This is a genomic window from Microbacterium sp. TWP3-1-2b2 (assembly GCF_049896145.1).
Lineage (GTDB): Bacteria > Actinomycetota > Actinomycetes > Actinomycetales > Microbacteriaceae > Microbacterium.
Genome location: NZ_JAFCTS010000001.1, coordinates 1,921,834 through 1,941,970 on the forward strand (window position 1 = coordinate 1,921,834; position 20,137 = coordinate 1,941,970).

Here is a 20,137-nt window from a genome sequence, read left to right on the forward strand (position 1 = left end):
CTGGTTACTCGGCCGCGAAGTAGGAGTCGTAGATCTCCTGGTACGTTCCGTCGTCACGCAGTTCCTGCAGTGCCTCGTTGACGGCCTCGATCAGCTCGGCGCGCTCGCCCTTCGCGAATGCCCAGCCGTAGGACTCGTCGGTGTCGTACTCCTCGACGATCTTGTAGGCCGAATCGGCCTTCTCATGCTCGATGTTCACGGGCTGGTCCTGAAGGATCGCGTCGATGTTGCCGGCCTGCAGTGCCGGCCACAGCTCACCATCGGACGGGTAGGAGACGACCTCGGCCCCGGTGGCGTTCTCCTTCGTGTACGCCTCACCGGTCGTACCCTGCTGGACGCCGACGGTCTTGCCGTCGAGATCCTCGATGGACTTGATGCCCGAGTCGGCGCGCACCAGGAGCGACTGCAGTGAGTCGTAGTAGGAGTCCGCGAAGTCGATGTTCGCCTGGCGCTCCTCGGTGATCGTCATCGCGGAGGCACCGACGTCGCACTGGCCGGCAGCGAGGATGGTGCCGGACTGCAGCGCGTCGAAGCCCACGTCCTGCACTGCGAGTTCGAGATCGAGCTTCTCCGCGACGGCGCCGAGCAGATCGATGTCGAATCCCGAGTATCCGGTCTCGCTGTTGGGGTCCTCGAACTCGAACGGCTTGTAAGGGATGTCGGAGCAGACCGTGAGCGTGCCGGCTTCGATGAGGCCGTAGTCTTCACCGGCCGGTGCGTCATCGCCGCCGGCGTCACCTCCGCCGCTCGCGCAACCGGAGAGAGCCAGGGTGGCGGTCGCGGCAAGCGCGAGACCGAAGAGGAGATTACGACGACGGGGCATGACCGCTCCAGGATGACTGGGGCGAGAACGCCCACGGACGGGTATGCAGATCATCTAAACACGACGAGGGCCGCAACGACCGATCAACGAGGTTACGTTTCCGTTTCACTCCGTGCGCAGTGCCCTCAGACTTCGAAGTCCACAGCCACTCGACCTGCGACGACCGAGCGCACGTACGCGACGACCTCTTCGTGCGCTGGGTGCACCTGGTACTGCTCCAGCGCCTCGACCGAGTCGAAATCCGCGACGAGAGTGACGTCCCAATTGGCATCGGGATACACCGAGTTGGCGCCCGCGGAGATCGAGCGCAACTGGGGCACGACGTCACCCAGCGCGTTGAGGCGACGCGCGACCTCTGCAGCCTGTTCGCCGCGCTCGACAGCGTCCTCGCTTGCGAGCTTCCAGGTGACCACGTGCCTGAGCATCAGATTTCCTCCAGCCTCTGGCGCAACCGGTCGGGCGAGACCCGCCAGTGCGCGTGCAGTTCATCGTCGATGAGCACGACGGGGATCTTCTCCCACCACAACTCGTACAGGGCGGGGTCGTCTTCTATCGACTTCTCGACGATCTCGATACGGTCGCCGATCTCGTCCGGCAGATCGGCGACGACGGTCTCGACGATCGCGAGCGCAGTGGGGCAGAGATGGCACCCGGCTTTGCCGATGACCGTGATGGTCGTCACGCCGAAGGAACCTCGACCGGGTGACCCGAGGCGATCCACTCGCCGGTGCCGCCCTCGACATTCGTGGCGTCGTGCCCCTGCGCTTCGAGCGCCTGCACGACGCGTGCGGAGCGGCCACCGGCCTGGCAGATGACGTCGAACGCTTCGGCGGGAAGCTCTTCGAGTCGGTTGCCCAACTCGGACATCGGAATGTTCACCGCTCCGGGCACATGCCCCGCAGCGAACTCGTCCTTTTCACGCACGTCGATGAGCGGCGTGCTCTCGCGTGTCGCGAGGTCGGCGATGGTGATCGACTTCATGGCTTCTCCCCTGTTGTGGAAACTCGAGGTGTTGCGGAAACTCGCGCCCACAGACACAAAGCGCCCGTCCGAAGACAGGCGCTCGTGTCTAGGCCGCTTACTTCTTGTTGCGGCGCTGGTGGCGAGTCTTGCGAAGCAGCTTGCGGTGCTTCTTCTTCGCCATGCGCTTGCGGCGCTTCTTGATGACAGAACCCACGGAAACCTCACTACGTCAGTGGCTGGGCGTCGCACAAAGGCGGACGCCCGGGTACGGGCACGGAAAAATGCCTCGGGTCAGTCTAGCAAACCCGCGGGCACTCGCTGATCACAACGTCGAACGGGGTCACCCTACGTCGGCGATGGGCCGATGCAGCGCATCGCTCACGGCGGACTCGGGCACGCGGTAACTGCGGCCGAATCGAATCGCGGGCAGCTCACCCGCGTGGACAAGGCGATAGACGGTCATCTTCGACACGCGCATGATCTCGGCGACTTCGGCAACCGTAAGGAACCGGACGTCTGGAACTTCGGGCATCCCCTGTACCCCTTTCTGCTGAAGCACACTCTATGGCGAAGTTGCGACGTGTGTAAACCCGTGTGGCCAATGTGACCTGTGGGATCGCTGTGCATCGCCGATGCGCGATCCGAGCTCTCAGTCGCGCTTGCGCGCCCGCAGAACTCGGTCGTGCGCGTCCCGCAGTGCGACGCGCTCGATCTTCCGAGCGTCTCGGAGCGCCTTCTCCGCGTCGCGGACGTCCTTACGCGCCTCCCTGAGCTTCTTGTCCCCAGCGACTTCAGGCGGTTCGACACCGATCCATTCGGCATCGATCACGTGAGCCTCGCCGCGATCCAGCCCGGCGATGTACGCGTCCACTCCGTCGAAGATCCGCTCCATGGCGAACCGGAACGGATCGTCGTCGGCCGTGAACACTCCCGCGTCGATCGCGCGGCGCAGTGCAGGGTATTCATCGGCCGAGATGACCCGGTCGAACAGCGCCGCTTCCTGCGCTGACACCTCTGCCGCGGAGAGCCCGGTCGCACGCGATTGTTCGATGTAGCCCGCAGAGACCAGTCCGTACCACCGTGCCTCTCCTGTTACGGAGAGGGCGACGGCAAGCCGCTCGGCATCGGCCAGAGGGGTCTCCGCGAGTGCGTCCAGCCCGGCGTCGAGCCACGCAGAGCTGTTCGGAGTGATCGGCGACCCGGCGATCGGAATCGACAGCATCCAGGGATGACTGAGGTAGACGATCACCTGCGCTTCGAACAGCATGCGCAGCTTCGCGCGCCAGCCTTCCTGGACGCGATACTCCTCCGGCGGCAACCCGGTCGCCTGCTCCTGCATGAGCAGCAGAAGGTCGTCCTTCGCGGTGACATACCGGTACAGCGACATCGGCGTGAATCCGAGTTTGGCGGCGACGGCGGCCATGGAGACCGCGCCGAGGCCCTCGGCATCCGCGAGCTCCACCGCGGCATCGACGATCTTCTCGACGCTCATCTCTCGCTTGGGCCCGCGCTGCGGATTCGCCGCCACACCCCAGGCGAGTGCGATTCCTCGCGGCAGTTCCGGTGGTTCTACGTCGCTCATGCTCGCCATCCTACTTCTGTTTATTGGTTAAACAGTGTGTTATGGTCATACGCAGTAGTCTCCTCCATACACAGTTTTCCCCCTACACAGAAAGGAATGTCATGACGACAGCAGCAATCGAAGTGCGAGGTCTGCGCAAGAGCTTCGGGAAGCAGACCGTGCTCGACGCCCTCGACATCACCGTCGCACCAGGCGAGGTGTTCGCCCTTCTCGGCCCGAATGGCGCGGGTAAGACGACGATCATCAACATCCTCACCACGCTCGTGCACGCCGACGCCGGAACAGCCACCGTCAACGGTTTCGACGTGTCCGACGAGGCGGTGCAGGTGCAGCGACGGATCAGTCTCACCGGACAGTCCGCCGCGGTCGACGATGCTCTCAACGCAACCGAGAACGTCGTCATGTTCGCGCGCCTTGCAGGCCTAGGGCGCGCCGATGCACGCCGTCGCGCGTCTGAACTCATCGCGCAGTTCGGGCTGACGGATGCCGCGTCCCGACTGGTCCGCACCTTCTCCGGAGGCATGCGGCGGCGTCTCGATCTGGCGTTGAGCTTCGTCGTGACTCCGGAGGTGCTCTTCCTCGACGAGCCGACCACGGGTCTCGACACACGCAGTCGCCGAGATCTCTGGGACATCATCCGCGCACTCGCAGCGGCCGGGACCACGGTCTTCCTCACCACGCAGTACCTCGAAGAGGCAGACCAACTGGCCGATCGCATCGCAGTCCTGCACGACGGACGCACCGCCGCCCTCGGCACGGCCGCCGAACTGAAGGCCCGCGTCGGCGGCGACACCGTCGAACTCCACGACGAACGCGGCGAGTTGCTCAGCGAGATCCCCACCGACGGCACGGTCACCGATCTGCGACGGGCGTTGGACGCATTGGACGAGCAAGGGGCGGACGGCGTCGTGACGCTGCGGCGCCCGACGCTCGATGATGTCTTCCTCGCCCTCACCTCATCCGATTCACGCGCTCTGAAGGAGAACGCATGACCACTGCACTCGCCGCCGTCGCGGCATCAGCTCCCCCGACCGTCCGGCCGCGTCTGCGCGGCTTCACCGCGGAGGCCGTGTTCGTCGAACGCAGCCTCCGCCAATCCATGCGCGACGGCGAATCGCTGCTCATGGCGGTCATGCTTCCCGTGATGCTCATGTTGATGTTCACCTGGGTCTTCGGCGGGGCGATCGATCCCAGCGGCGCGTATGTCGACTACGTGGTGCCTGGCATCATCCTCACCTGCGCGGGCTTCGGCGCCTCATCGACCGCCGTGTACGTGGCCAACGACATGCGCACCGGAATCATCGACAGATTCCGCACGATGCCCCTGCGCGCCGGCGCCATCCTCACCGGACATGTCGTCGCGAGCCTGTTGCGCAATCTCGTCGCGACCGCCATCGTCATCGGCGTCGGCGTGCTCGTCGGGTTCCGCCCCACAGCGAATCTCGCAGAGTGGATCGCGATGGGGGCAATGATCGCGCTGTACATCCTCGCGATCACCTATCTGTTCGCCGCGATCGGGCTGGCCGCCGGCTCGCCGGAAGGAGCGAACGGCTACGGCTTCGTCCTGTTGTTCCTGCCGTACCTGTCCAGCGCGTTCGTTCCGATCGCCAGCATGCCGGACTGGCTTCAGCCGGTGGCGGCGAATCTGCCGATCACACCGATCGTGGAGACCATCCGAGGGCTTCTGATGGACGCGCCGCTCGAAGCTGAACCATGGTGGGCGATCGGCTGGTGCCTCGTCATCCTCGCGATCGCCACGGTATGGGGCGCATGGCTGTTTCGTCGGAAAGCCGGACGCAGGTGAGGAGCCGCTGACCGCACCTCGACTCCGCTCGGAGCCAATACGCGGTCAGGCGCCCAGCCGCTTGAAAGCGGTGGCCACCACGTGCTTCGCGGACGCCGCGGCGCGGCCGAACACCTCGGCCGCGTGCGCGGCGCCGTCGGGCAAGGGTGCGGAGGAGAAGTCGATGTCGGGAGCGCCGTCGCCGAACGCATCCACCAGGAACGGCACGAGCCAGTCGTCCACGACTTCCAGCGGTTCCACCTCGATGCTGTAAAGCCGGCGCTGGCCGTCTTCGCGAACGCTGACCAGTTCGGACTCGCGCAGCACCTTCAGATGCTTCGACACCGTCGGCTGGCTGATGCCGAGCTCGCTGACGATCTGCGAGACGCTGGTGCCGGCATCCCCGTCTGCCGCCCGCCGCAGGAGGAGCTGGAGGATGTCTCGCCTCGTGCCGTCTGCGATCACGTCGAAGATGTCGGTCATGAGATCAGGGTAGTCGTCCCACGCGCGGAGTACCATGACGAAGGCTCGCCGGAATGTCGCCGGCGAGGGAACACGGATCTGACCCTGGGAGGGCGGCGATGTCGAGCATCGGGTCATCGTCATCGCCGCGCACGCGCGCACGAGATGTGTGGCGCTTCCTCCGCCACCTCATCACCTCCTCGCCCTCACGCTTCGCGATCATGATCTTCTCGGCGCTGATCGTGGTGTTCACCGCGCTGTTGGCGCTGCCGATCGCATCGGCGACGCGCACCATGACCCCGATCAGCGACGCGCTCTTCACTGCTGTCTCGACCATCTGCGTCACAGGCCTCGCCACCGTCGACATGGCGTCGCACTGGTCACCGTTCGGGCACGTGGTCATCTTCCTCGGCGTCAACATCGGCGGCATGGGCGTACTGACGCTGGCGTCCGTGCTCGGACTGGTGATCTCGAAGAAGCTCGGCCTGCGCGCCAAACTTCTCGCCGCCGGAGACAGCAACCCGCTGCGTGCCCACGGCGGCGTGGTCAACGAAGGACAGACCGTGCGGCTCGGCGAGGTCGGGCAGCTGCTGAAGACCGTCGCGATGTCACTGCTGCTCATCGAGCTCGTGGTCGCGCTGCTTCTCTACCCCGGGCTCCTGATGGCGGGCATCCCTCCGCTCGCCGCTCTCTGGGAGGCGCCCTACTACGCCGCGATGTCGTTCACGAACACCGGGTTCACGCCGAACGCCGGTGGCGTCGGAGTGTTCGCCGACGACTACTTCGTTCTCACCGTGCTCATGATCAGCGTGTTCCTCGGCAGCATCGGCTTCCCGGTGATCTACACGCTCGCTAAGCACCATTGGCATGTGAAGCGGTGGTCGCTGCACAGCAAGCTCACACTCATCACCACTGCGATCCTGTTCGTCCTCGGCGCGGCCGTGTTCCTCATCCTCGAGTACAACAACCCGATGACATTCGGATCGATGGATGCCGGCGACACGACCTTCCAGGCATTCTTCCTCTCTGCCATGACGCGCTCGGGTGGGTTCAGCGTCATCGAGATCTCAGACCTCAACGGCTCCTCGATGCTCGCCGCCTCCATGCTGATGTTCGTCGGCGGCGGTTCGGCATCCACCGCCGGCGGCATAAAGGTGACGACGCTCGCCGTGCTGGCCATCGCCGTCTGGTCCGAGGCACGCGGACGCCAGTCCGTCGAGGCGTTCGGACGCCGCATCCCCAGCGACGTTCAGCGTGTCGCGCTGTCGGTCGTCGCGTGGGGAGCGACGATCGTCGCCCTGTCGACCATCGTCATCGCTCAGATCACCAAAGCCCCCATCAGCGACGTGCTCTTCGACGTCATCTCGGCGTTCGGCACCGTGGGGCTCTCCTCCGGCCTCACCGCAGAACTGCCGGACTCGGCATCGTATGTGCTCGCAGCGACCATCTTCATGGGACGAATTGGTACAGTGACTCTCGCCGCGGCGGTCGCCGCGACATCGCGCTCGCAGCTCTACTCGCTGCCCGTGGAAAGGCCGATCGTTGGTTGAAGTCCTCCGGGGCGACGCGCCCGTACTGGTCATCGGACTCGGACGCTTCGGCGCCGCGTGCGCGGGCGAGCTCGACCGACTCGATCGCGAAGTGCTCGCGATGGACGAGAATCTCGAGCTCGTGCAGAAGTGGTCCGATCGCGTCACGCACACGGTGCAGGGCGACGCCCGCAACATCGACGCGCTCAAGCAGATCGGGGCTCAGGACTTCCAGGTCGCAGTCGTCGCAGTCGGCTCGCTCATCGAGGCATCCGTGCTGATCACTGCCAATCTGGTCGACCTCAAGGTGCCGCAGATCTGGGCGAAGGCCGTCTCACAGTCGCACGGCAAGATCCTCGCCCGCGTCGGCGCCAACCACGTCATCTACCCCGAGCGTGAGGCCGGCGAACGCGTCGCCCACCTCGTCAGCGGACGGATGCTGGACTTCATCCGCTTCGACGACGACTTCGTGCTCGCCAAGATGTACCCGCCGAAGTTCATCCGCGGCGTCGGCCTGAACGAGTCCGGCGTGCGGTCGAAGTACAAGGTCACGGTCGTCGGCGTGAAAAGCCCGGGCAAGCCGTTCCGTTACGCCGAGGCCAACACCGTCGTCACCAACCACGACCTCATCATCGTGTCGGGCACGAACAGCGACATCGAGCGGTTCGCCAGCCTCGACCGCTGATCTGCCGGCGAGCCCCGAGGTCAGGCGCCGGAGGCGAGCTCCCTCGAGCGCGCGAGCGCTGCGTCTGTCGCCTCGGTGAACAGCCGATCGAGATGCGCCTCCTGCAGCACGGCGATCGCGCGTTCGGTGGTCCCCTTCGGGCTCGTCACACGCCGACGCAGTTCGGTGGGATTCTCACCGGATGCATCGAGCAGTGCGGTGGCGCCGATGAAGGTCTGCTCGACCATCAAGCGCGCGTCCGCCTCGTCGAAGCCCTTGTCGACCGCCGCCTTCGTCAACTCCTCGATGAGCAGGAAGACGTAGGCGGGCCCGGACCCCGAGATCGTCCCGAGAGCGTCGATCTGCTCTTCCGGCACCTCCACGGCAGCGCCGACCAGCTCGAACAGTCGGCGCACGACCGCGAGGTCTTCGGCGGATGCTGCACCTCCGGCCGCGAGTCCGGTGACCGCCTTGCCCACGGTGGCCGGCGTGTTCGGCATAGCGCGGATGACTCGGGCATCCGGGCCGAGACCATCGGCGAACGTCGCCAGTGTCACGCCTGCGGCGACGCTCACCACGATGGCATCCGGCCGCAGGACCGGCGCGATCTCGCGGAGCAGATCAGGCACCATCGCGGGTTTCACGCCGACGATCACGATGCCGGCTGAAGCCGCGGCATCCGTGTTCCCTGCGGGCTGTTCATCCAGCGCGATCGAGGTCACGCCTTCCAGCCCTGCGAACGCAGACGCCTTCTGCGTCGTGCGGTTCGTGGCGATGATGCCGCCGTCGACGCGTATCCCTGAAGCGACCACCCCCTGGAGGATCGCGCCCCCCATGGAACCAGCACCGAGGAACGCGAGGGACGGAAGCGAATCAGCCATATCGCCATCCTATTCGCGGCATCCGAAAGCGCCGAGAGTGCTCGTACGGATCGCGTACGGCGGAACTAGACTCGCGGCATGAGTGCATCCGGTGGCAGCAAGGCGATCGTCGCGGCGTTCCTGGCGAACCTGGGCATCGCGATCGCGAAGTTCGTGGCGTGGGCTCTTTCAGGCTCCGCCTCGATGCTCGCTGAGGCGATCCACTCGGTCGCCGACTCCGGCAATCAGCTGCTGCTGATGCTCGGCGGGCGCAAGGCGAAGCGATCCGCCGACCGCGAGCACCCCTTCGGCTACGGCCGGGAGCGCTATGTGTACGCGTTCGTCGTCTCGATCATCCTGTTCTCGGTCGGTGGTCTGTTCGCGATCTACGAAGGCATCGACAAACTGACCCACCCGCACGCGCTCGACCCGGTGTGGTGGTGGTTGCCACTCGTGGTGCTCGTCATCGCGATCGGTCTGGAGTCGTTCTCACTGCGAACCGCGGTCAAGGAGAGCAATCTTGTGAGAGAGAAGGGGCAGTCGTGGGTGTCGTTCGTGCGCCGAGCGAAGGCTCCCGAGCTGCCGGTCGTGCTGCTGGAGGACATCGGCGCCCTCACCGGACTCACGTTCGCGCTGCTCGGCGTGAGCCTCACGGTGATCACCGGCAACAGCGTGTTCGATGCGCTCGGCACTCTCGCGATCGGTGTGCTGCTGGTGCTGATCGCCGTGATCCTCGGCATCGAGACGAAGAGCCTGCTGGTCGGAGAAGGAGCCAATCAGACCGATCTCGACCTGATCATGGATGCCATCGACTCCGGCCCTGAGGTGGAGAAGCTCATCCACCTGAAGACGCTGTACCTCGGGCCCGACGAGCTGCTGGTAGCCGCCAAGGTCGCGCTGACGTCGGACAAGACCGTGCGTGAGGCCGCGGCTGACATCGATCAGATCGAGAAGCGGATCCGGGATGTCGTGCCCATCGCACGCGCGATCTACATCGAGCCGGACGTCTACCGCCCGGCGATCGATCCGACGCCGCCGACGGATGTGTTCGTTCTGAAATCCTCCGACTGAGCGCGTCGATCGCGGAGCCTGTCGACGGGCTCAGCGGCGCTGTTCGAAGAAGTCACGGAGCAGCGCCATCGCGGCATCTTCCGACACCCCGCCGATGACCTCGGCGCGATACGGAAGCCGGCGATCGCGCAGCACGTCGTACATCGAGCCCGCGGCCCCGGCCTTGTCGTCCCACGCACCGAAAACCACGCGCCCGACACGCGACTGCAGGATCGCCCCTGCACACATCACGCACGGCTCGAGCGTCACGACGAGGGTGTGACCTTCGAGATTCCATGAATCCACGGATGCCGCGGCCCGCCGCAGTGCGATGATCTCCGCGTGTCCAGTGGGATCGTGGGTCTCCTCACGAGTGTTGCGCCCCTCCGCAATGATGCGACCGTCGGCATCGAGCACGACTGCGCCGACGGGGACCTCCCCCGCAGCGGCCGCCTCCGCAGCGAGCGCGAGAGCCCGCCGCATCCCGTCGTCATCTGCCTCGCGCATGCTTCGAGCTTATTCCGGCAGTGGCGCGTCCGGAGTCGCGGTCGCTTCCGCCACGCGCGCCTGAGGACTCGCATCGTCAGCACGAGGGTCGGCGCATTACTCTGTACTCATGCGTGTTCACGTCGCCGACCACCCTCTCATCACTCACAAGCTCTCGGTGCTGCGCGATGTGCGCACCCCATCGCCGGTGTTCCGCCAGTTGACGGAGGAGCTCGTGACGCTGCTCGCCTACGAGGCGACTCGCAACGTCAAGGTGAGCCCCGTCGAGATCACGACGCCGGTGACCACCACGATGGGCGTGAAGATCTCCGAGCCGCGCCCGATCGTCGTCCCGATCCTGCGTGCCGGGCTCGGGATGCTGGAGGGCATGGTCAAACTCCTCCCGACAGCAGAGGTCGGCTTCCTCGGCATGGTGCGCGACGAGACCACGTTCGAACCGACGACCTACGCCGAGCGTCTGCCCGACGACCTCAGCGACCGCCAGTGCTTCGCGATCGACCCGATGCTCGCCACGGGTGGATCGCTCGGCGCTGCGATCGAGTTCCTCTTCAAGCGCGGCGCACAAGACGTCACGGCGATCTGCCTACTGGGCACACCGGAGGGCGTGGAGGCCATCGAGAAGATGGTCGGTGATCGGGATGTGACGCTCGTCCTCGGTGCACTCGACGAACGACTCAACGAGAAGGGCTACATCGTTCCCGGACTCGGCGACGCCGGTGACCGTCTGTACGGCACGGTCTGAAGCCGACACTCGCCGCTATTGCGAGGCCCACACTCCGAGTTCGTTTCCACTGGGGTCGGCGAAGTGAAGTCGACGCCCACCGGGGAACGCATACGCCGGCTGCAAGATCGTGCCACCGGCACTGACGATCGCGTCCGCCGTCGCGTCGAGATCGTCTGAGTAGAGCAGCACGAGCGGTCCGCCGTTCGCCCGCGGCTGAGGCGCCAGCAGCAGACCGCCGACCTCTTCGCCGTCATCCGTCGGTGAGGCTATGCCAGCGTAGTCCGGCCCGTAGTCGACAAATCTCCAGCCGAAGGCACCTGCGTAGAAGGCCTTGGCCGCGGTGAGATCTGTCACGGTCAGTTCGACGTAGTTGAGCGAATGGTGAGTCAGTGGCGGTGTCATGGCGACAACGTAACAGCGGTCTGTGACATCGCCGCCGCAGTGTCCGCTGACATTTCCTACCCTGCGCCGACCAGTCGTGCGAAGGCGCTGAGTCGCGCGACGCCCTCCGGCGTGCGCGGCAGATCGTCGAGCAGCGCAGGCGAGTAGATGAGATACGCCGCCACCTGCGCTCGCGAGATCGCGACGTTCAGGCGGTTCTGCAGCAGCAGGAACTCCGGCCCTCGCGGGGCGTCCCGCCCGCTGGAGGCAGCGAGCGTCGTGATCGACACGACCGCCTCCTTGCCCTGGAAGTTGTCGACCGTGCCGACCGGAACGCCGGTGAGCCCTGCTGCGGCGAGCGCGTCGATCACGAGCTGCTTCTGCGCGTTGTACGGCGCGACGACGATGAAGTCCGATTCCGTCAGGGGCCGGGAAGCGGCGCCCGGCTCAGTGAACTCGCGACCGAGCAGTTCGCGCACGATCCGAACGACTTCGCCCGCTTCCTCGGGCGACTGGGTCGCATTGCGCCGATGCCGCAACGAGACGACGTGCAATCCGGGCTCCACGCCCTCGATCGCGCGCTGATCGGTACCTGCTGCCGACGCCAGCTGACCCGCGTACGACAGCCGCGAGACCGGAGCCGCGACAGCGGGATGCATCCGCCAGCTGCGGTCGAGGAAGTAACCGTACTCGGGGCGGATCACGGCGTCGCCGTCCATGACCCATCCGAGCGCAGAGGTGTCCACGGGTTCAGGGTGCGCGCCCTGACTCACCTGCGGCAACTGCTGAGGGTCGCCGAGCAGCAGCAGGCTCTTGGCGCCAGCGGCGACGGCGATCGTCGACGCGAGCGAGAACTGACCGGCCTCGTCGATCACGAGAAGGTCGAGCCCCCGGCGTTCCACACGGCCTGTGTTGCTGAAGTCCCAGGCCGTGCCGCCGACCACAAGACCCTGGCCGGCACGCTCGGCCAGGAACGCTGCCATGCCGCTCTTCGGGATCGCCGTGTACGTCGAATCGCTGTCTTTGTCCTTCGGAGCCTTGGCGACCTGCCCCGGTGGGACACCGTCCGCGACCACGCGGTCGAGCAGCGTCTCGATGATCGCATGCGACTGTGCCACCACACCGATGCGGAAGCCGTGCTCGTTCACCAGTTTCGCGATGACCCGCGAACCCGTGTAGGTCTTGCCTGTGCCGGGAGGGCCCTGCACCGCGAGATAGCTGCCGTCGAGATCGAGCACGCCGCGTACGATCGCGTCGATCGTGTCATGACCCGCCGCAGCACTGCCGCCTGTCGCGGGCAGCCCTTCTCCCGACCGGGTACGCGGCGGGATCCGACGCAGGATGTCCGTCGCGGCATCCGACGGGAAGGCCGGGGCCGCGTCGTGCACCGAATCAGCCCACTCATCGATCGCCCCCTGCAGGGATACGACGCGCGGCGGCGCAGCCGGGGTCAACGCGAGCGGGAACTCCTCCCACGTCTGACCGCCAACCGCACTCTCCGTTATCACGTACCCGTCGTCGAGGACCTCTGCGATGGTGACTGCCCGAGGCACGTGCACAGCGCGCGACGGTGCGTCGGCGTCGAACGGAGCGGGGAACGGATACAGCGCGAACGGGTTGGCGCCCACTCCGAGCGTGGTGCCTGGCGAGACCTCGCCGCGGATCTCGACCTCACGTGAGGAGACACGACGACCTTCTTCGATACTCCAGTCACGCCTGAGAACGCACTGCGCGGCATCCACCTTCACGACGTCTCGGGTCTGATCCCACATCGACACCGGTTCGCGCAGTCGCTGGAAATGCCCCACCCAGAAGCTCTTCGCCTCGCGAGGGTAATAGTCGATCGCGGCCGCAGCGACGCGGTGCACCTCACCATCGCCGCCGGCTTCGACGTCGCGCTCGGCATCGGCGAGCAGCGCGACCGAGCGGGGAGACGGCTCGTAGACGAGTTCTTCTGTCTCGTCGGGCGGTGCGGGGCTCACGCCCTTGTCCCTGGCGATCTCGATCAGCCAATTGCGCAGTCGCCGGGTGGAGACGCAGTCGTAGCGGTTGTAGTCGGCCAGATCGGCGAGCACCGATTCGGCCTCAGCACTCTCGCCCGCCTCAGCCAGTGCGCGAGCGGCGACGTACTGCACGATCGAGTCGTCGCCCTTCTGAACGTCGCTGGTGCGCACCTCAGCACCCATGTACAGCGGCTCGAGCTTCTTGATCGAGTACGAGCGCGACCCGACCCGGACAGTGCGCAGCACGAGCGGGTAGAGATCGACGAACACGCCCTCGCGCAGCAGCCTGTCGACGTCGCCTTCACGTACGCCGTGGCGCGCGGCCATCGCGACCAGATGAGAGGTCTCGTACGGCGCGTAGTGGTAGATGTGCATGTCCGGGTGGGCGGCGCGACGGAGGTTCACGAAGTCGAGGAACCGCTCGAGCGCATGCTTCTCCTCTGCGAACGTGTGAGCCCACAGCGGCGTGTACTGATCGTCGTTGTCGACCCACCCGAAGAGATAATCGATCCCCCATTGCGCGTGTCCGTCCGGTGCGGGCTCGGTGTACAGCGGGTCTCCTTCGAAGTCGAAGAAGATGTCGCCGCGGCTCGGTCGAGGCAGCGTGTGGATGGCCCCCGGGTGATAGACATCGAACGTCGGAGCGTCGTCGGCATCAGCATGCAGTTGCAGCCGAGCCTGGGCTCGGAGCGACTCGAAGGTGTCGACGTTCATCCCTTCGGGGGCGGACGCCGCTGCCGCGAGGTCATCGATCGTCTCGATGCCGGCAGCCCGCAACCGGGCGCGCTGCACTGGGCGCATGCGCGCGACCATCAGCAGGTCGCGGTGCGCGTCGACCTGGTCGGTGCACGTCGCGCACCGACCGCACGCGACGATCTCGAGGTCTCCGCGGTCATCGCCCCACGCGAGCGCATCGCCGGCGGTGCCCGACTCGAGACCACGATCGGCGATCAGCGCGCGCAGACGTGCCCGCCGTACGTGAAACAACGGCAGCAGGTCGTCGACGGCATGCGTGCTGATCGTCCCGTCGCCGAGAATGAGGTCGACCGAGTCCGAGCGAGGGATGCCGAGGCCGTCGAGCTGATCCACATATGCCGCCAACTGCATGAGAGCGGTGACGCGGGCCGTGCGGGCGAGCTTCGAGTCCTGCACTCGCCAGGACCCGTCGTCTTCGCGAAGCAGGAAATCAGCGAAGCCGACGAACTCGTCGGTCGAGAACGCCGCCTGGAACAGCACCTTCGCATCGGAGCGCAGCGCGGTGCCGGTCTCGGCGACGACGGCAGCGAGGGAATCGGCGTCGGCCGATGACGCCTTGGAGACCTCGTGCACGGCATCCGCACCGAAGCGCTCGCGATAGGCGTCGAGCACCTTCAGCTCGTGCAGGTCTCCGAGCTTCGCCGCACGCGCCAGAGTCGCATCTTCGGGCTCGACGACCGCAGGGACACGACCGAGCTTGGCGTCGATCGCGCGGGACCATGCGAACTCGCACTCTGCGGCCGCCTTCAGGTCGCTGGCGCTCCAGATGACGCGCTGTGCCTGAATATCGATCCGCATGTCTCGAGCGTAGCCGGGGCGTCAGACAGCGGATGCGCGGCTGAGCGTCAGCGCCACCAGTCGTCGTCCGGCCCGACCGGCAGGTGACGCTTGTGCTGACTGGCGAGGTACTTTCCCTCCAGGCGGGCGGCGGCGGCGGCATCCACCGGTTTGCCCTCGAGGTAGTCGTCGATCTGCTCGTAGGTCAGTCCGAGTTCGTCCTCGTCGGCGCGCCCCGGTTGGTCGTCGAGCAGATCGGCCGTCGGCACCTTCATCCAGAGCCTCTCGGGGGCGTCCAGCGCGCGCAGGATTGCCTTGCCCTGGCGCTTGGTGAGCCCGGACAGCGGCAGGATGTCGGCGGCACCGTCGCCGAACTTCGTGAAGAAGCCGGTGACGGCCTCGGCGGCGTGGTCGGTGCCGATGACAAGGCGACCGTCGTGCCCCGCGAGCGCATACTGCGTGACCATGCGGATGCGGGCCTTGATGTTGCCGCGGTTGAAGTCGGAGATGTCGGCGCCTGCGGCGTGCTCGATGTCCTTCTCGACGCCGTCGACACCGTTCTGGATGTTCACCTCGACGATGCGATCAGGTGCGATGAAGTCGAGCGCGGCCGTCGCATCGTCCGCATCGTGCTGCACTTTGTAGGGAAGTCGCACGGCGATGAAGGTCGCCTCGTGCCCGGAAGCGCGCACGCGCTCGACGGCGAGCTGTGCGAGTCGACCGGCGAGCGTCGAGTCCTGCCCTCCGGAGATCCCGAGCACGAAGCCTTTCGCGCTGGATCTGGTGAGGTAGTCGACGAGGAACTGCACACGGCGTTCGATCTCGACGCCTGGGTCGATCTCGGCCTGCACTCCGAGTTTCTGAGCGATCTCCTGCTGAAGCGTCATGCGTCCAGTATCCCCCTTGACTGTTACGTCGTCGTGACGGAGATGGAATATGTCCCTCTGACATCGACTTGACTGGGTAGACGACAGCTGTCGGCGGAAGAGCTGCGTGCGCTCGACGAGATCTCGGCGTGGAGTCCGGCGAACGCCTGATCGCTGCGTGCCTCTGCCTCAGGTGCGGATCCGGCTCGGGCCGTTCTCGGTCTGCTCGACCACGAGCTGAGCCGGTATCTGCTCCTGCATCGACTCGACGTGGCTGATGATGCCGACCGTTCGGCCGCCCGAGCGCAGCTCGTCGAGCGTGCGCATCGCGACGTCGAGAGTGTCGGCGTCGAGCGATCCGAACCCTTCGTCGATGAACAGGGTGTCGAGCTGGATGCCGCCGGCCCGCGCCGTCACGACCTCTGCGAGGCCGAGCGCGAGCGCCAACGAGCTGAGGAACGTCTCGCCTCCGGACAGCGACTGCGCTGGTCGCGTCTGCCCGGTGAATGCGTCGAAGACCACGATGCCGAGACCGGATGCCGCGCCGCGCGCAGCGAGAGCGTCAGAGTGCTTCAGCTGGTATCGACCCGTCGACATGTCGCTGAGACGGCGATTGGCGGCCTCGACGATCTCCTCGAGTTCGGCTGCGAGCACGAAAGTCTCGAGCGTCATCTTGTGGGTGTTTCCTGCGCGACCGGAGATCGTGTCGGCGAGGCCTCGGATCACCTCGTAGTCGGCCTGTTGATCGGCGCTGCGAGCATGTTCGGATGCTGCGGAGTCGATGAGGCGTCCCAACTGCTCCGCCGTGCTCTGTGCGCGGTTCGCCGAATCGACGGCCACCTTCCACGCCGCACGCGCCTCATCGGCTGACCGCTCGACGGGAGCAAGATCGATGGCGTCTTCCGGGAGGGTGCGCAGCTCGAGTTCGAGCAATGTCGCGCGCTCCTTCGCGCGTTGTGCGGTGTGCGCGGTGATCCGCGAGTCGAGCGCTGTCAGCTCAGCCGCCGATCGCAATGCCTGCTGCACGGCGGTTGCATCGTCGAAATCGGATGCGGCGAGGGCCGAGTGCTGCTCCGCCGTCGCCTCGGCGAGCGCAGTCGCACGCCGGGAATGCTCAGCCAGAGCATCCGCCAGCGTCTGCGCGGCAACGATCCGCGCTGCGGTGTCTGCCAGGCGCTCCGCAACGGTGTCGAACGGGCCCCGGGCGTCGGCGATCAGTGCCTGCGCCTCACGGCCTCGTTGGTCGAGCAGTGCCAGCGACTCGCGCGCCGCAGAGAGCGCGGCAGCAGACTCGGTGCGCTCCTTGTCGAGTTGCGCGGCTCGGGCGTCGACCTCCGCCAGGTGGGATTCCACGGCGAGGAGCGCATCCACAGCGGCGACTGCGTCGGCGTGAGCTGCCGCAGCTGCCGCGACCTCTGCCTCTGCCGTCTCGGTCGTGCGCTCCTGCGCCCTGGCCTCTGCCGCTGCGAGCTGGGCCCGCACTGCGGCGACGCGATCTCCGGCATCGCGTTCCGCACGGGTCGCGGCATCGCGAACCGACTCTGCCACCTCGATGTCGTCCACCGAGACCGGATCGGTGTGCGTGGCGGGAGCGGGATGCGATGTCGATCCGCACACAGCGCATGGTTCGCCGTCGACCAGTGCGGTCGCGAGCTCACCCGCAAAGCCGTCGAGGCGGCGCCTGCGAAGTTCGGCGAGTTCGTTCTGAGCGAGGGCCAGTGCCGTGGTGGCATCAGATAGCCGACGTTCGTCGGCGGCCAGTTCGCCGCTCAGACGGTCGCTCTCGACCGCGGCGTCGCGACGTGCCTTGGCTGCGTCGTGCGCTCGTGCGAGATCGTCGATTCGGTCGGCGCTTCGCCGTGCCTCGTCGCGCTGAGCCGTCAGCTGGGCGAGACGGGCGGGCAGCGCGATGCGCTCGATCTCTCCCGCCTCGACTCGCTCGGATGCCGCGGAGACGCGCTCCTGCGCCGCCGCGAGCTCTGTCAACAGGGCGGGCGCTGCGGCTTCCAACTCAGCCGCCCGAGCCCACGCCCCGCTTTCGCGGGTTCGGTCGGCAGCCCAGGCCTCGAGGGCCGCGACAGCGTCGGACTCAGGGTCTGTCTCGCCGGCTTCCTCCGGAAGCTCGGCGCCTGTCGCCACCCAGGCGGAACGTGCCGCCGCCTCTGCGACGGCGGCGTTCGCGCGAGCCTCTTCGGCTCGTGTCGTGGCGGTGATCGTGGCGCGCAGCGCCTCGGCTGCACGAGCACGCTCGAGAACGTGACGGGCCTCGGCTATCTGCGGTTCCTCCGCATCGAGCTGTTCGAGTGCTTCGCGTGCGCGATCGCGGTCTCGCTGCGCCTTGCGCTCTTCGCGCGCGACCACCAGCGCAGCATCTGCTGCAGCAAGCCTCTTCTCCGCCTCGTCCTGTTCGGCGCCCCGGCGTTCGGCGCGATATTCGGCGCGGGTGAGCGCCAGTCGCAGCGCCTCGAGGCGCGCGTCCGTCGACAGCGCTTCGCGCACGGGCGAGGCGGGCTCTTCCTCGACACCACGCTCGCCCCACAGCGACGCGTTCGTGACGACGCGCTCGGCCTCTTCGACGCGCGCCGTCACCGTGGCGATACGCCCCGCGAGCGCGTTCTCGGCGGAGCGTCGTCGCTCTTCGAACCGCGACTGCACATCATCGAAACGTTCGGTGCCGAACAGGCGGCGCAGGAGCGCCTGACGTTCCTTGCTGTCGCCGAGCAGGAAGCGGGCGAAACGGTTCTGCGCGAGCAGGATCACTTGCAGGAACTGCTCTTTGCTGAGCTGCAGGATCTCGTCGAGTTCGTTCCCGACGTCGACCGCGCGCGCAGCGCGACCCACCCAGGTGCCGTCGGTCCATTCATCGAGTGCGACGGCGGACGGCTGCTTCGTGAGTCCGCCGCCTCGCTTCGCCGGACGCTGGTACTCCGGCGATCGAGTCACTCGGAAGCGGCCGGCGGTCGTGCTGAATTCGACGACGATCTCGCTGAGATCTTCGGGAGCGCAGTAGTCACTGCGCAGCCGCTTGTCACCGCTTTCGTAGCGCGGCACTCCGCCGTACAGGCCGAAGCACACAGCATCCAGAATGCTGGACTTGCCTGCCCCGGTTCGCCCTGCGATCAAGAAGATGCCGTCGTCCGCGAAGCTGTCGAAATCGACGATCTGGCGATCGAGGAAAGGGCCAAAGCCCTCGATCTCGAGACGGTGGAGGCGCACTAGACGAGAGCCTCGGCGGCCACACGCTCGTCGAGGACTTCTCTGATGAGCTCGCTCTCCCGCTCACTCGGGCCCTGCCCCGCTCGCACGTGCTCCAGAAACGCCTCGATGCGCTCCGTGTCGGTGACTGCGGACTTGAGGCGCTCCGCGTAGGAGTGCTCTGCCCGCCCGGCGCCGCTCGCCGGCGTGTGCTGCACCATGGCGCAGTGCGGGAAGCTCTCTTTCAGTCGGCGCATCGGCTCGATCTGGGGCAGAACGTCTGTGTAGATCGCGCACACCCAGTCATCGGCGTGCGCATCGACGTTCTGTGGTGCGAGGATCTCATCGAGAGTGCCGGTGAGCGTCACGAGGCGGCGCGGCACTGGCAGAGCCGACCACTCCACCGAGGCGAGACCCGACGCATCGAGGTCGATCAGCCAGGAGCCGCGCTCCTTGTGCTGCTCACCGAAGCTGTAATGCAGCGGAGCCCCGGCATAGCGAACGCGCTCGCTGAGCTGCTGCCGTCCGTGGATGTGTCCGAGTGCGACGTAATCAGGGCCGTCGAACACGTCGAGCGGCACGACGTCGAGCCCGCCCTGACGAACCTCTCGTTCCAGGCCGGCCGTCGCATCCACGCCCGCCGCGAAGCAGTGCGCGATGGCGACCGAACGACCACCGTGCGCGGCCATTCCCGTGCGAACGAGCCTCATCGCATGCGCCATGGTCTGCGCCTGCGTCCGAAGGATCGCACCGTTCTCAAGGGACATCGGCCAGTGCTGGCGCACGATCGCCGGCTCGAGATAAGGGATGCCGTAGAAATGCACCGGGCCGTCGGCGTCATCGATCGTGACCGGAGTGCCGACCGCGCGTGGATCGGTGACCACGTGGATGCCGTCGCGCAGCAACCGCGCCTGGAAACCCAGTCGCGCAGCGGAGTCGTGATTGCCGCTCGTGACGATGACTTTGGCACCCGTGTCGTGGAGGGCCACGAGCGTGTCACCGAGCAACGTGTACGCGGGCCCGGCGGGAGTCGCGGAGTCGAACACGTCGCCCGCCACGATCACGACATCGACCGCGTCGTCCCGAACCTGCTGCACGAGCGCGCCCAGCACCTCGGCCAGCGCATCCATGGTCGAGGTGCCATGGAAGGTGCGACCGATATGCCAGTCGGAGGTGTGCAGGATTCGCATATTCACACCGTACGTAGGTCCT

The 20,137-nt window shown here is 66.5% G+C and carries 21 protein-coding genes; 6 read left to right on the forward strand and 15 right to left on the reverse strand.

Annotation, left to right across the window (positions count from 1 at the left end; translation table 11 throughout):
- Positions 1–4: 4 nt before the first annotated feature.
- The 7 genes from ACP7AR_RS09435 to ACP7AR_RS09465 form a co-directional block, all read right to left on the reverse strand.
- Positions 5–823, reverse strand: coding sequence for a basic amino acid ABC transporter substrate-binding protein (locus ACP7AR_RS09435; protein ID WP_426185047.1), 819 nt, complete (start codon positions 821–823; stop codon positions 5–7).
- Between the two features lie 125 nt (positions 824–948).
- A complete protein-coding gene (locus ACP7AR_RS09440; RefSeq protein ID WP_426185049.1) occupies positions 949–1,248 on the reverse strand; it encodes a Dabb family protein in 300 nt (99 codons plus the stop codon).
- Complete coding sequence (locus ACP7AR_RS09445; protein ID WP_426185051.1) at positions 1,248–1,505, reverse strand: glutaredoxin family protein; 258 nt, start codon at positions 1,503–1,505, stop codon at positions 1,248–1,250. Before ACP7AR_RS09445 ends, ACP7AR_RS09440 begins: the two co-directional genes overlap by 1 nt.
- A complete protein-coding gene (locus ACP7AR_RS09450) occupies positions 1,502–1,804 on the reverse strand; it encodes a rhodanese-like domain-containing protein (RefSeq protein WP_426185053.1) in 303 nt (100 codons plus the stop codon). The genes ACP7AR_RS09445 and ACP7AR_RS09450 overlap by 4 nt, the downstream gene beginning before the upstream one ends.
- A 97-nt stretch (positions 1,805–1,901) precedes the next feature.
- A complete protein-coding gene (locus tag ACP7AR_RS09455) occupies positions 1,902–2,000 on the reverse strand; it encodes a 30S ribosomal protein bS22 (RefSeq protein ID WP_003792170.1) in 99 nt (32 codons plus the stop codon).
- Between the two features lie 126 nt (positions 2,001–2,126).
- The gene (locus ACP7AR_RS09460) at positions 2,127–2,318 is read right to left on the reverse strand and encodes a helix-turn-helix domain-containing protein (protein ID WP_426185055.1); all 192 of its coding nucleotides are present in this window, start codon (positions 2,316–2,318) and stop codon (positions 2,127–2,129) included.
- Positions 2,319–2,435: 117 nt separating this feature from the next.
- Entirely contained in the window at positions 2,436–3,368 is a 933-nt protein-coding gene (locus ACP7AR_RS09465; protein WP_426185057.1) for a TetR/AcrR family transcriptional regulator, read from the reverse strand.
- A 101-nt stretch (positions 3,369–3,469) separates the two neighbouring features.
- Here ACP7AR_RS09465 and ACP7AR_RS09470 point away from each other — a divergent pair, with 101 nt between their 5' ends.
- Together ACP7AR_RS09470 and ACP7AR_RS09475 are read left to right on the forward strand one after the other, a co-directional pair.
- On the forward strand, positions 3,470–4,360 hold the full coding sequence (locus ACP7AR_RS09470) for an ATP-binding cassette domain-containing protein (RefSeq protein ID WP_426185059.1): 891 nt from the start codon (positions 3,470–3,472) through the stop codon (positions 4,358–4,360).
- The gene (locus tag ACP7AR_RS09475) at positions 4,357–5,172 is read left to right on the forward strand and encodes an ABC transporter permease (RefSeq protein ID WP_426185061.1); all 816 of its coding nucleotides are present in this window, start codon (positions 4,357–4,359) and stop codon (positions 5,170–5,172) included. Before ACP7AR_RS09470 ends, ACP7AR_RS09475 begins: the two co-directional genes overlap by 4 nt.
- 45 nt (positions 5,173–5,217) lie before the next feature.
- Here ACP7AR_RS09475 and ACP7AR_RS09480 read toward each other — a convergent pair whose 3' ends face one another.
- Complete coding sequence (locus tag ACP7AR_RS09480; protein WP_426185063.1) at positions 5,218–5,634, reverse strand: ArsR/SmtB family transcription factor; 417 nt, start codon at positions 5,632–5,634, stop codon at positions 5,218–5,220.
- 98 nt (positions 5,635–5,732) lie between these two features.
- On the opposite strand from ACP7AR_RS09480, the gene ACP7AR_RS09485 reads away from it, so the two are divergent.
- Both ACP7AR_RS09485 and ACP7AR_RS09490 read left to right on the forward strand, forming a co-directional pair.
- A complete protein-coding gene (locus ACP7AR_RS09485) occupies positions 5,733–7,163 on the forward strand; it encodes a TrkH family potassium uptake protein (RefSeq protein WP_426185065.1) in 1,431 nt (476 codons plus the stop codon).
- Positions 7,156–7,827, forward strand: coding sequence for a potassium channel family protein (locus ACP7AR_RS09490; RefSeq protein WP_188437730.1), 672 nt, complete (start codon positions 7,156–7,158; stop codon positions 7,825–7,827). Before ACP7AR_RS09485 ends, ACP7AR_RS09490 begins: the two co-directional genes overlap by 8 nt.
- Positions 7,828–7,847: 20 nt before the next feature.
- Here ACP7AR_RS09490 and proC read toward each other — a convergent pair whose 3' ends face one another.
- On the reverse strand, positions 7,848–8,687 hold the full coding sequence (gene proC / locus ACP7AR_RS09495; RefSeq protein WP_426185068.1) for a pyrroline-5-carboxylate reductase: 840 nt from the start codon (positions 8,685–8,687) through the stop codon (positions 7,848–7,850).
- A 78-nt stretch (positions 8,688–8,765) separates the two neighbouring features.
- On the opposite strand from proC, the gene ACP7AR_RS09500 reads away from it, so the two are divergent.
- Positions 8,766–9,737 (forward strand): cation diffusion facilitator family transporter, encoded by a 972-nt coding sequence (locus ACP7AR_RS09500; RefSeq protein ID WP_426185070.1) that lies wholly within the window; start codon positions 8,766–8,768, stop codon positions 9,735–9,737.
- A 30-nt stretch (positions 9,738–9,767) separates the two neighbouring features.
- Here the strand turns inward: ACP7AR_RS09500 and tadA are convergent, their stop codons facing one another.
- Positions 9,768–10,223: a tRNA adenosine(34) deaminase TadA gene (gene tadA, locus ACP7AR_RS09505; RefSeq protein WP_426185072.1), complete on the reverse strand. Its 456-nt coding sequence runs from the start codon at positions 10,221–10,223 to the stop codon at positions 9,768–9,770.
- A 109-nt stretch (positions 10,224–10,332) separates the two neighbouring features.
- Here tadA and upp point away from each other — a divergent pair, with 109 nt between their 5' ends.
- The gene (upp, locus tag ACP7AR_RS09510) at positions 10,333–10,965 is read left to right on the forward strand and encodes a uracil phosphoribosyltransferase (protein WP_426185074.1); all 633 of its coding nucleotides are present in this window, start codon (positions 10,333–10,335) and stop codon (positions 10,963–10,965) included.
- A 15-nt stretch (positions 10,966–10,980) separates the two neighbouring features.
- Here upp and ACP7AR_RS09515 read toward each other — a convergent pair whose 3' ends face one another.
- The 5 genes from ACP7AR_RS09515 to ACP7AR_RS09535 form a co-directional block, all read right to left on the reverse strand.
- Complete coding sequence (locus tag ACP7AR_RS09515) at positions 10,981–11,349, reverse strand: VOC family protein (protein WP_426185076.1); 369 nt, start codon at positions 11,347–11,349, stop codon at positions 10,981–10,983.
- A 56-nt stretch (positions 11,350–11,405) separates the two neighbouring features.
- Complete coding sequence (locus ACP7AR_RS09520; RefSeq protein ID WP_426185078.1) at positions 11,406–14,885, reverse strand: TM0106 family RecB-like putative nuclease; 3,480 nt, start codon at positions 14,883–14,885, stop codon at positions 11,406–11,408.
- Positions 14,886–14,932: 47 nt separating this feature from the next.
- Positions 14,933–15,751, reverse strand: a complete 819-nt coding sequence (gene nadE / locus ACP7AR_RS09525) for an ammonia-dependent NAD(+) synthetase (protein WP_426185080.1) — start codon at positions 15,749–15,751, stop codon at positions 14,933–14,935.
- Positions 15,752–15,919: 168 nt separating this feature from the next.
- Complete coding sequence (locus ACP7AR_RS09530; RefSeq protein ID WP_426185082.1) at positions 15,920–18,946, reverse strand: AAA family ATPase; 3,027 nt, start codon at positions 18,944–18,946, stop codon at positions 15,920–15,922.
- The gene (locus ACP7AR_RS09535; protein WP_426185084.1) at positions 18,946–20,115 is read right to left on the reverse strand and encodes an exonuclease SbcCD subunit D; all 1,170 of its coding nucleotides are present in this window, start codon (positions 20,113–20,115) and stop codon (positions 18,946–18,948) included. The genes ACP7AR_RS09530 and ACP7AR_RS09535 overlap by 1 nt, the downstream gene beginning before the upstream one ends.
- Positions 20,116–20,137 lie beyond the last annotated feature (22 nt).

Coding starts and splice junctions, on each gene's coding strand:
- proC (WP_426185068.1), bottom strand. CDS start 8,687: ATGGCTGATTCGCTTCCGTCCCTCGCGTTCCTCGGTGCTGGTTCCATG.
- ACP7AR_RS09535 (WP_426185084.1), bottom strand. CDS start 20,115: ATGCGAATCCTGCACACCTCCGACTGGCATATCGGTCGCACCTTCCAT.
- ACP7AR_RS09485 (WP_426185065.1), top strand. CDS start 5,733: ATGTCGAGCATCGGGTCATCGTCATCGCCGCGCACGCGCGCACGAGAT.
- ACP7AR_RS09475 (WP_426185061.1), top strand. CDS start 4,357: ATGACCACTGCACTCGCCGCCGTCGCGGCATCAGCTCCCCCGACCGTC.
- ACP7AR_RS09450 (WP_426185053.1), bottom strand. CDS start 1,804: ATGAAGTCGATCACCATCGCCGACCTCGCGACACGCGAGAGCACGCCG.
- ACP7AR_RS09520 (WP_426185078.1), bottom strand. CDS start 14,885: ATGCGGATCGATATTCAGGCACAGCGCGTCATCTGGAGCGCCAGCGAC.
- ACP7AR_RS09500 (WP_426185070.1), top strand. CDS start 8,766: ATGAGTGCATCCGGTGGCAGCAAGGCGATCGTCGCGGCGTTCCTGGCG.
- ACP7AR_RS09435 (WP_426185047.1), bottom strand. CDS start 823: ATGCCCCGTCGTCGTAATCTCCTCTTCGGTCTCGCGCTTGCCGCGACC.
- ACP7AR_RS09515 (WP_426185076.1), bottom strand. CDS start 11,349: ATGACACCGCCACTGACTCACCATTCGCTCAACTACGTCGAACTGACC.
- ACP7AR_RS09440 (WP_426185049.1), bottom strand. CDS start 1,248: ATGCTCAGGCACGTGGTCACCTGGAAGCTCGCAAGCGAGGACGCTGTC.
- tadA (WP_426185072.1), bottom strand. CDS start 10,223: ATGCGCGAGGCAGATGACGACGGGATGCGGCGGGCTCTCGCGCTCGCT.
- nadE (WP_426185080.1), bottom strand. CDS start 15,751: ATGACGCTTCAGCAGGAGATCGCTCAGAAACTCGGAGTGCAGGCCGAG.
- upp (WP_426185074.1), top strand. CDS start 10,333: ATGCGTGTTCACGTCGCCGACCACCCTCTCATCACTCACAAGCTCTCG.
- ACP7AR_RS09465 (WP_426185057.1), bottom strand. CDS start 3,368: ATGAGCGACGTAGAACCACCGGAACTGCCGCGAGGAATCGCACTCGCC.
- ACP7AR_RS09480 (WP_426185063.1), bottom strand. CDS start 5,634: ATGACCGACATCTTCGACGTGATCGCAGACGGCACGAGGCGAGACATC.
- ACP7AR_RS09470 (WP_426185059.1), top strand. CDS start 3,470: ATGACGACAGCAGCAATCGAAGTGCGAGGTCTGCGCAAGAGCTTCGGG.
- ACP7AR_RS09460 (WP_426185055.1), bottom strand. CDS start 2,318: ATGCCCGAAGTTCCAGACGTCCGGTTCCTTACGGTTGCCGAAGTCGCC.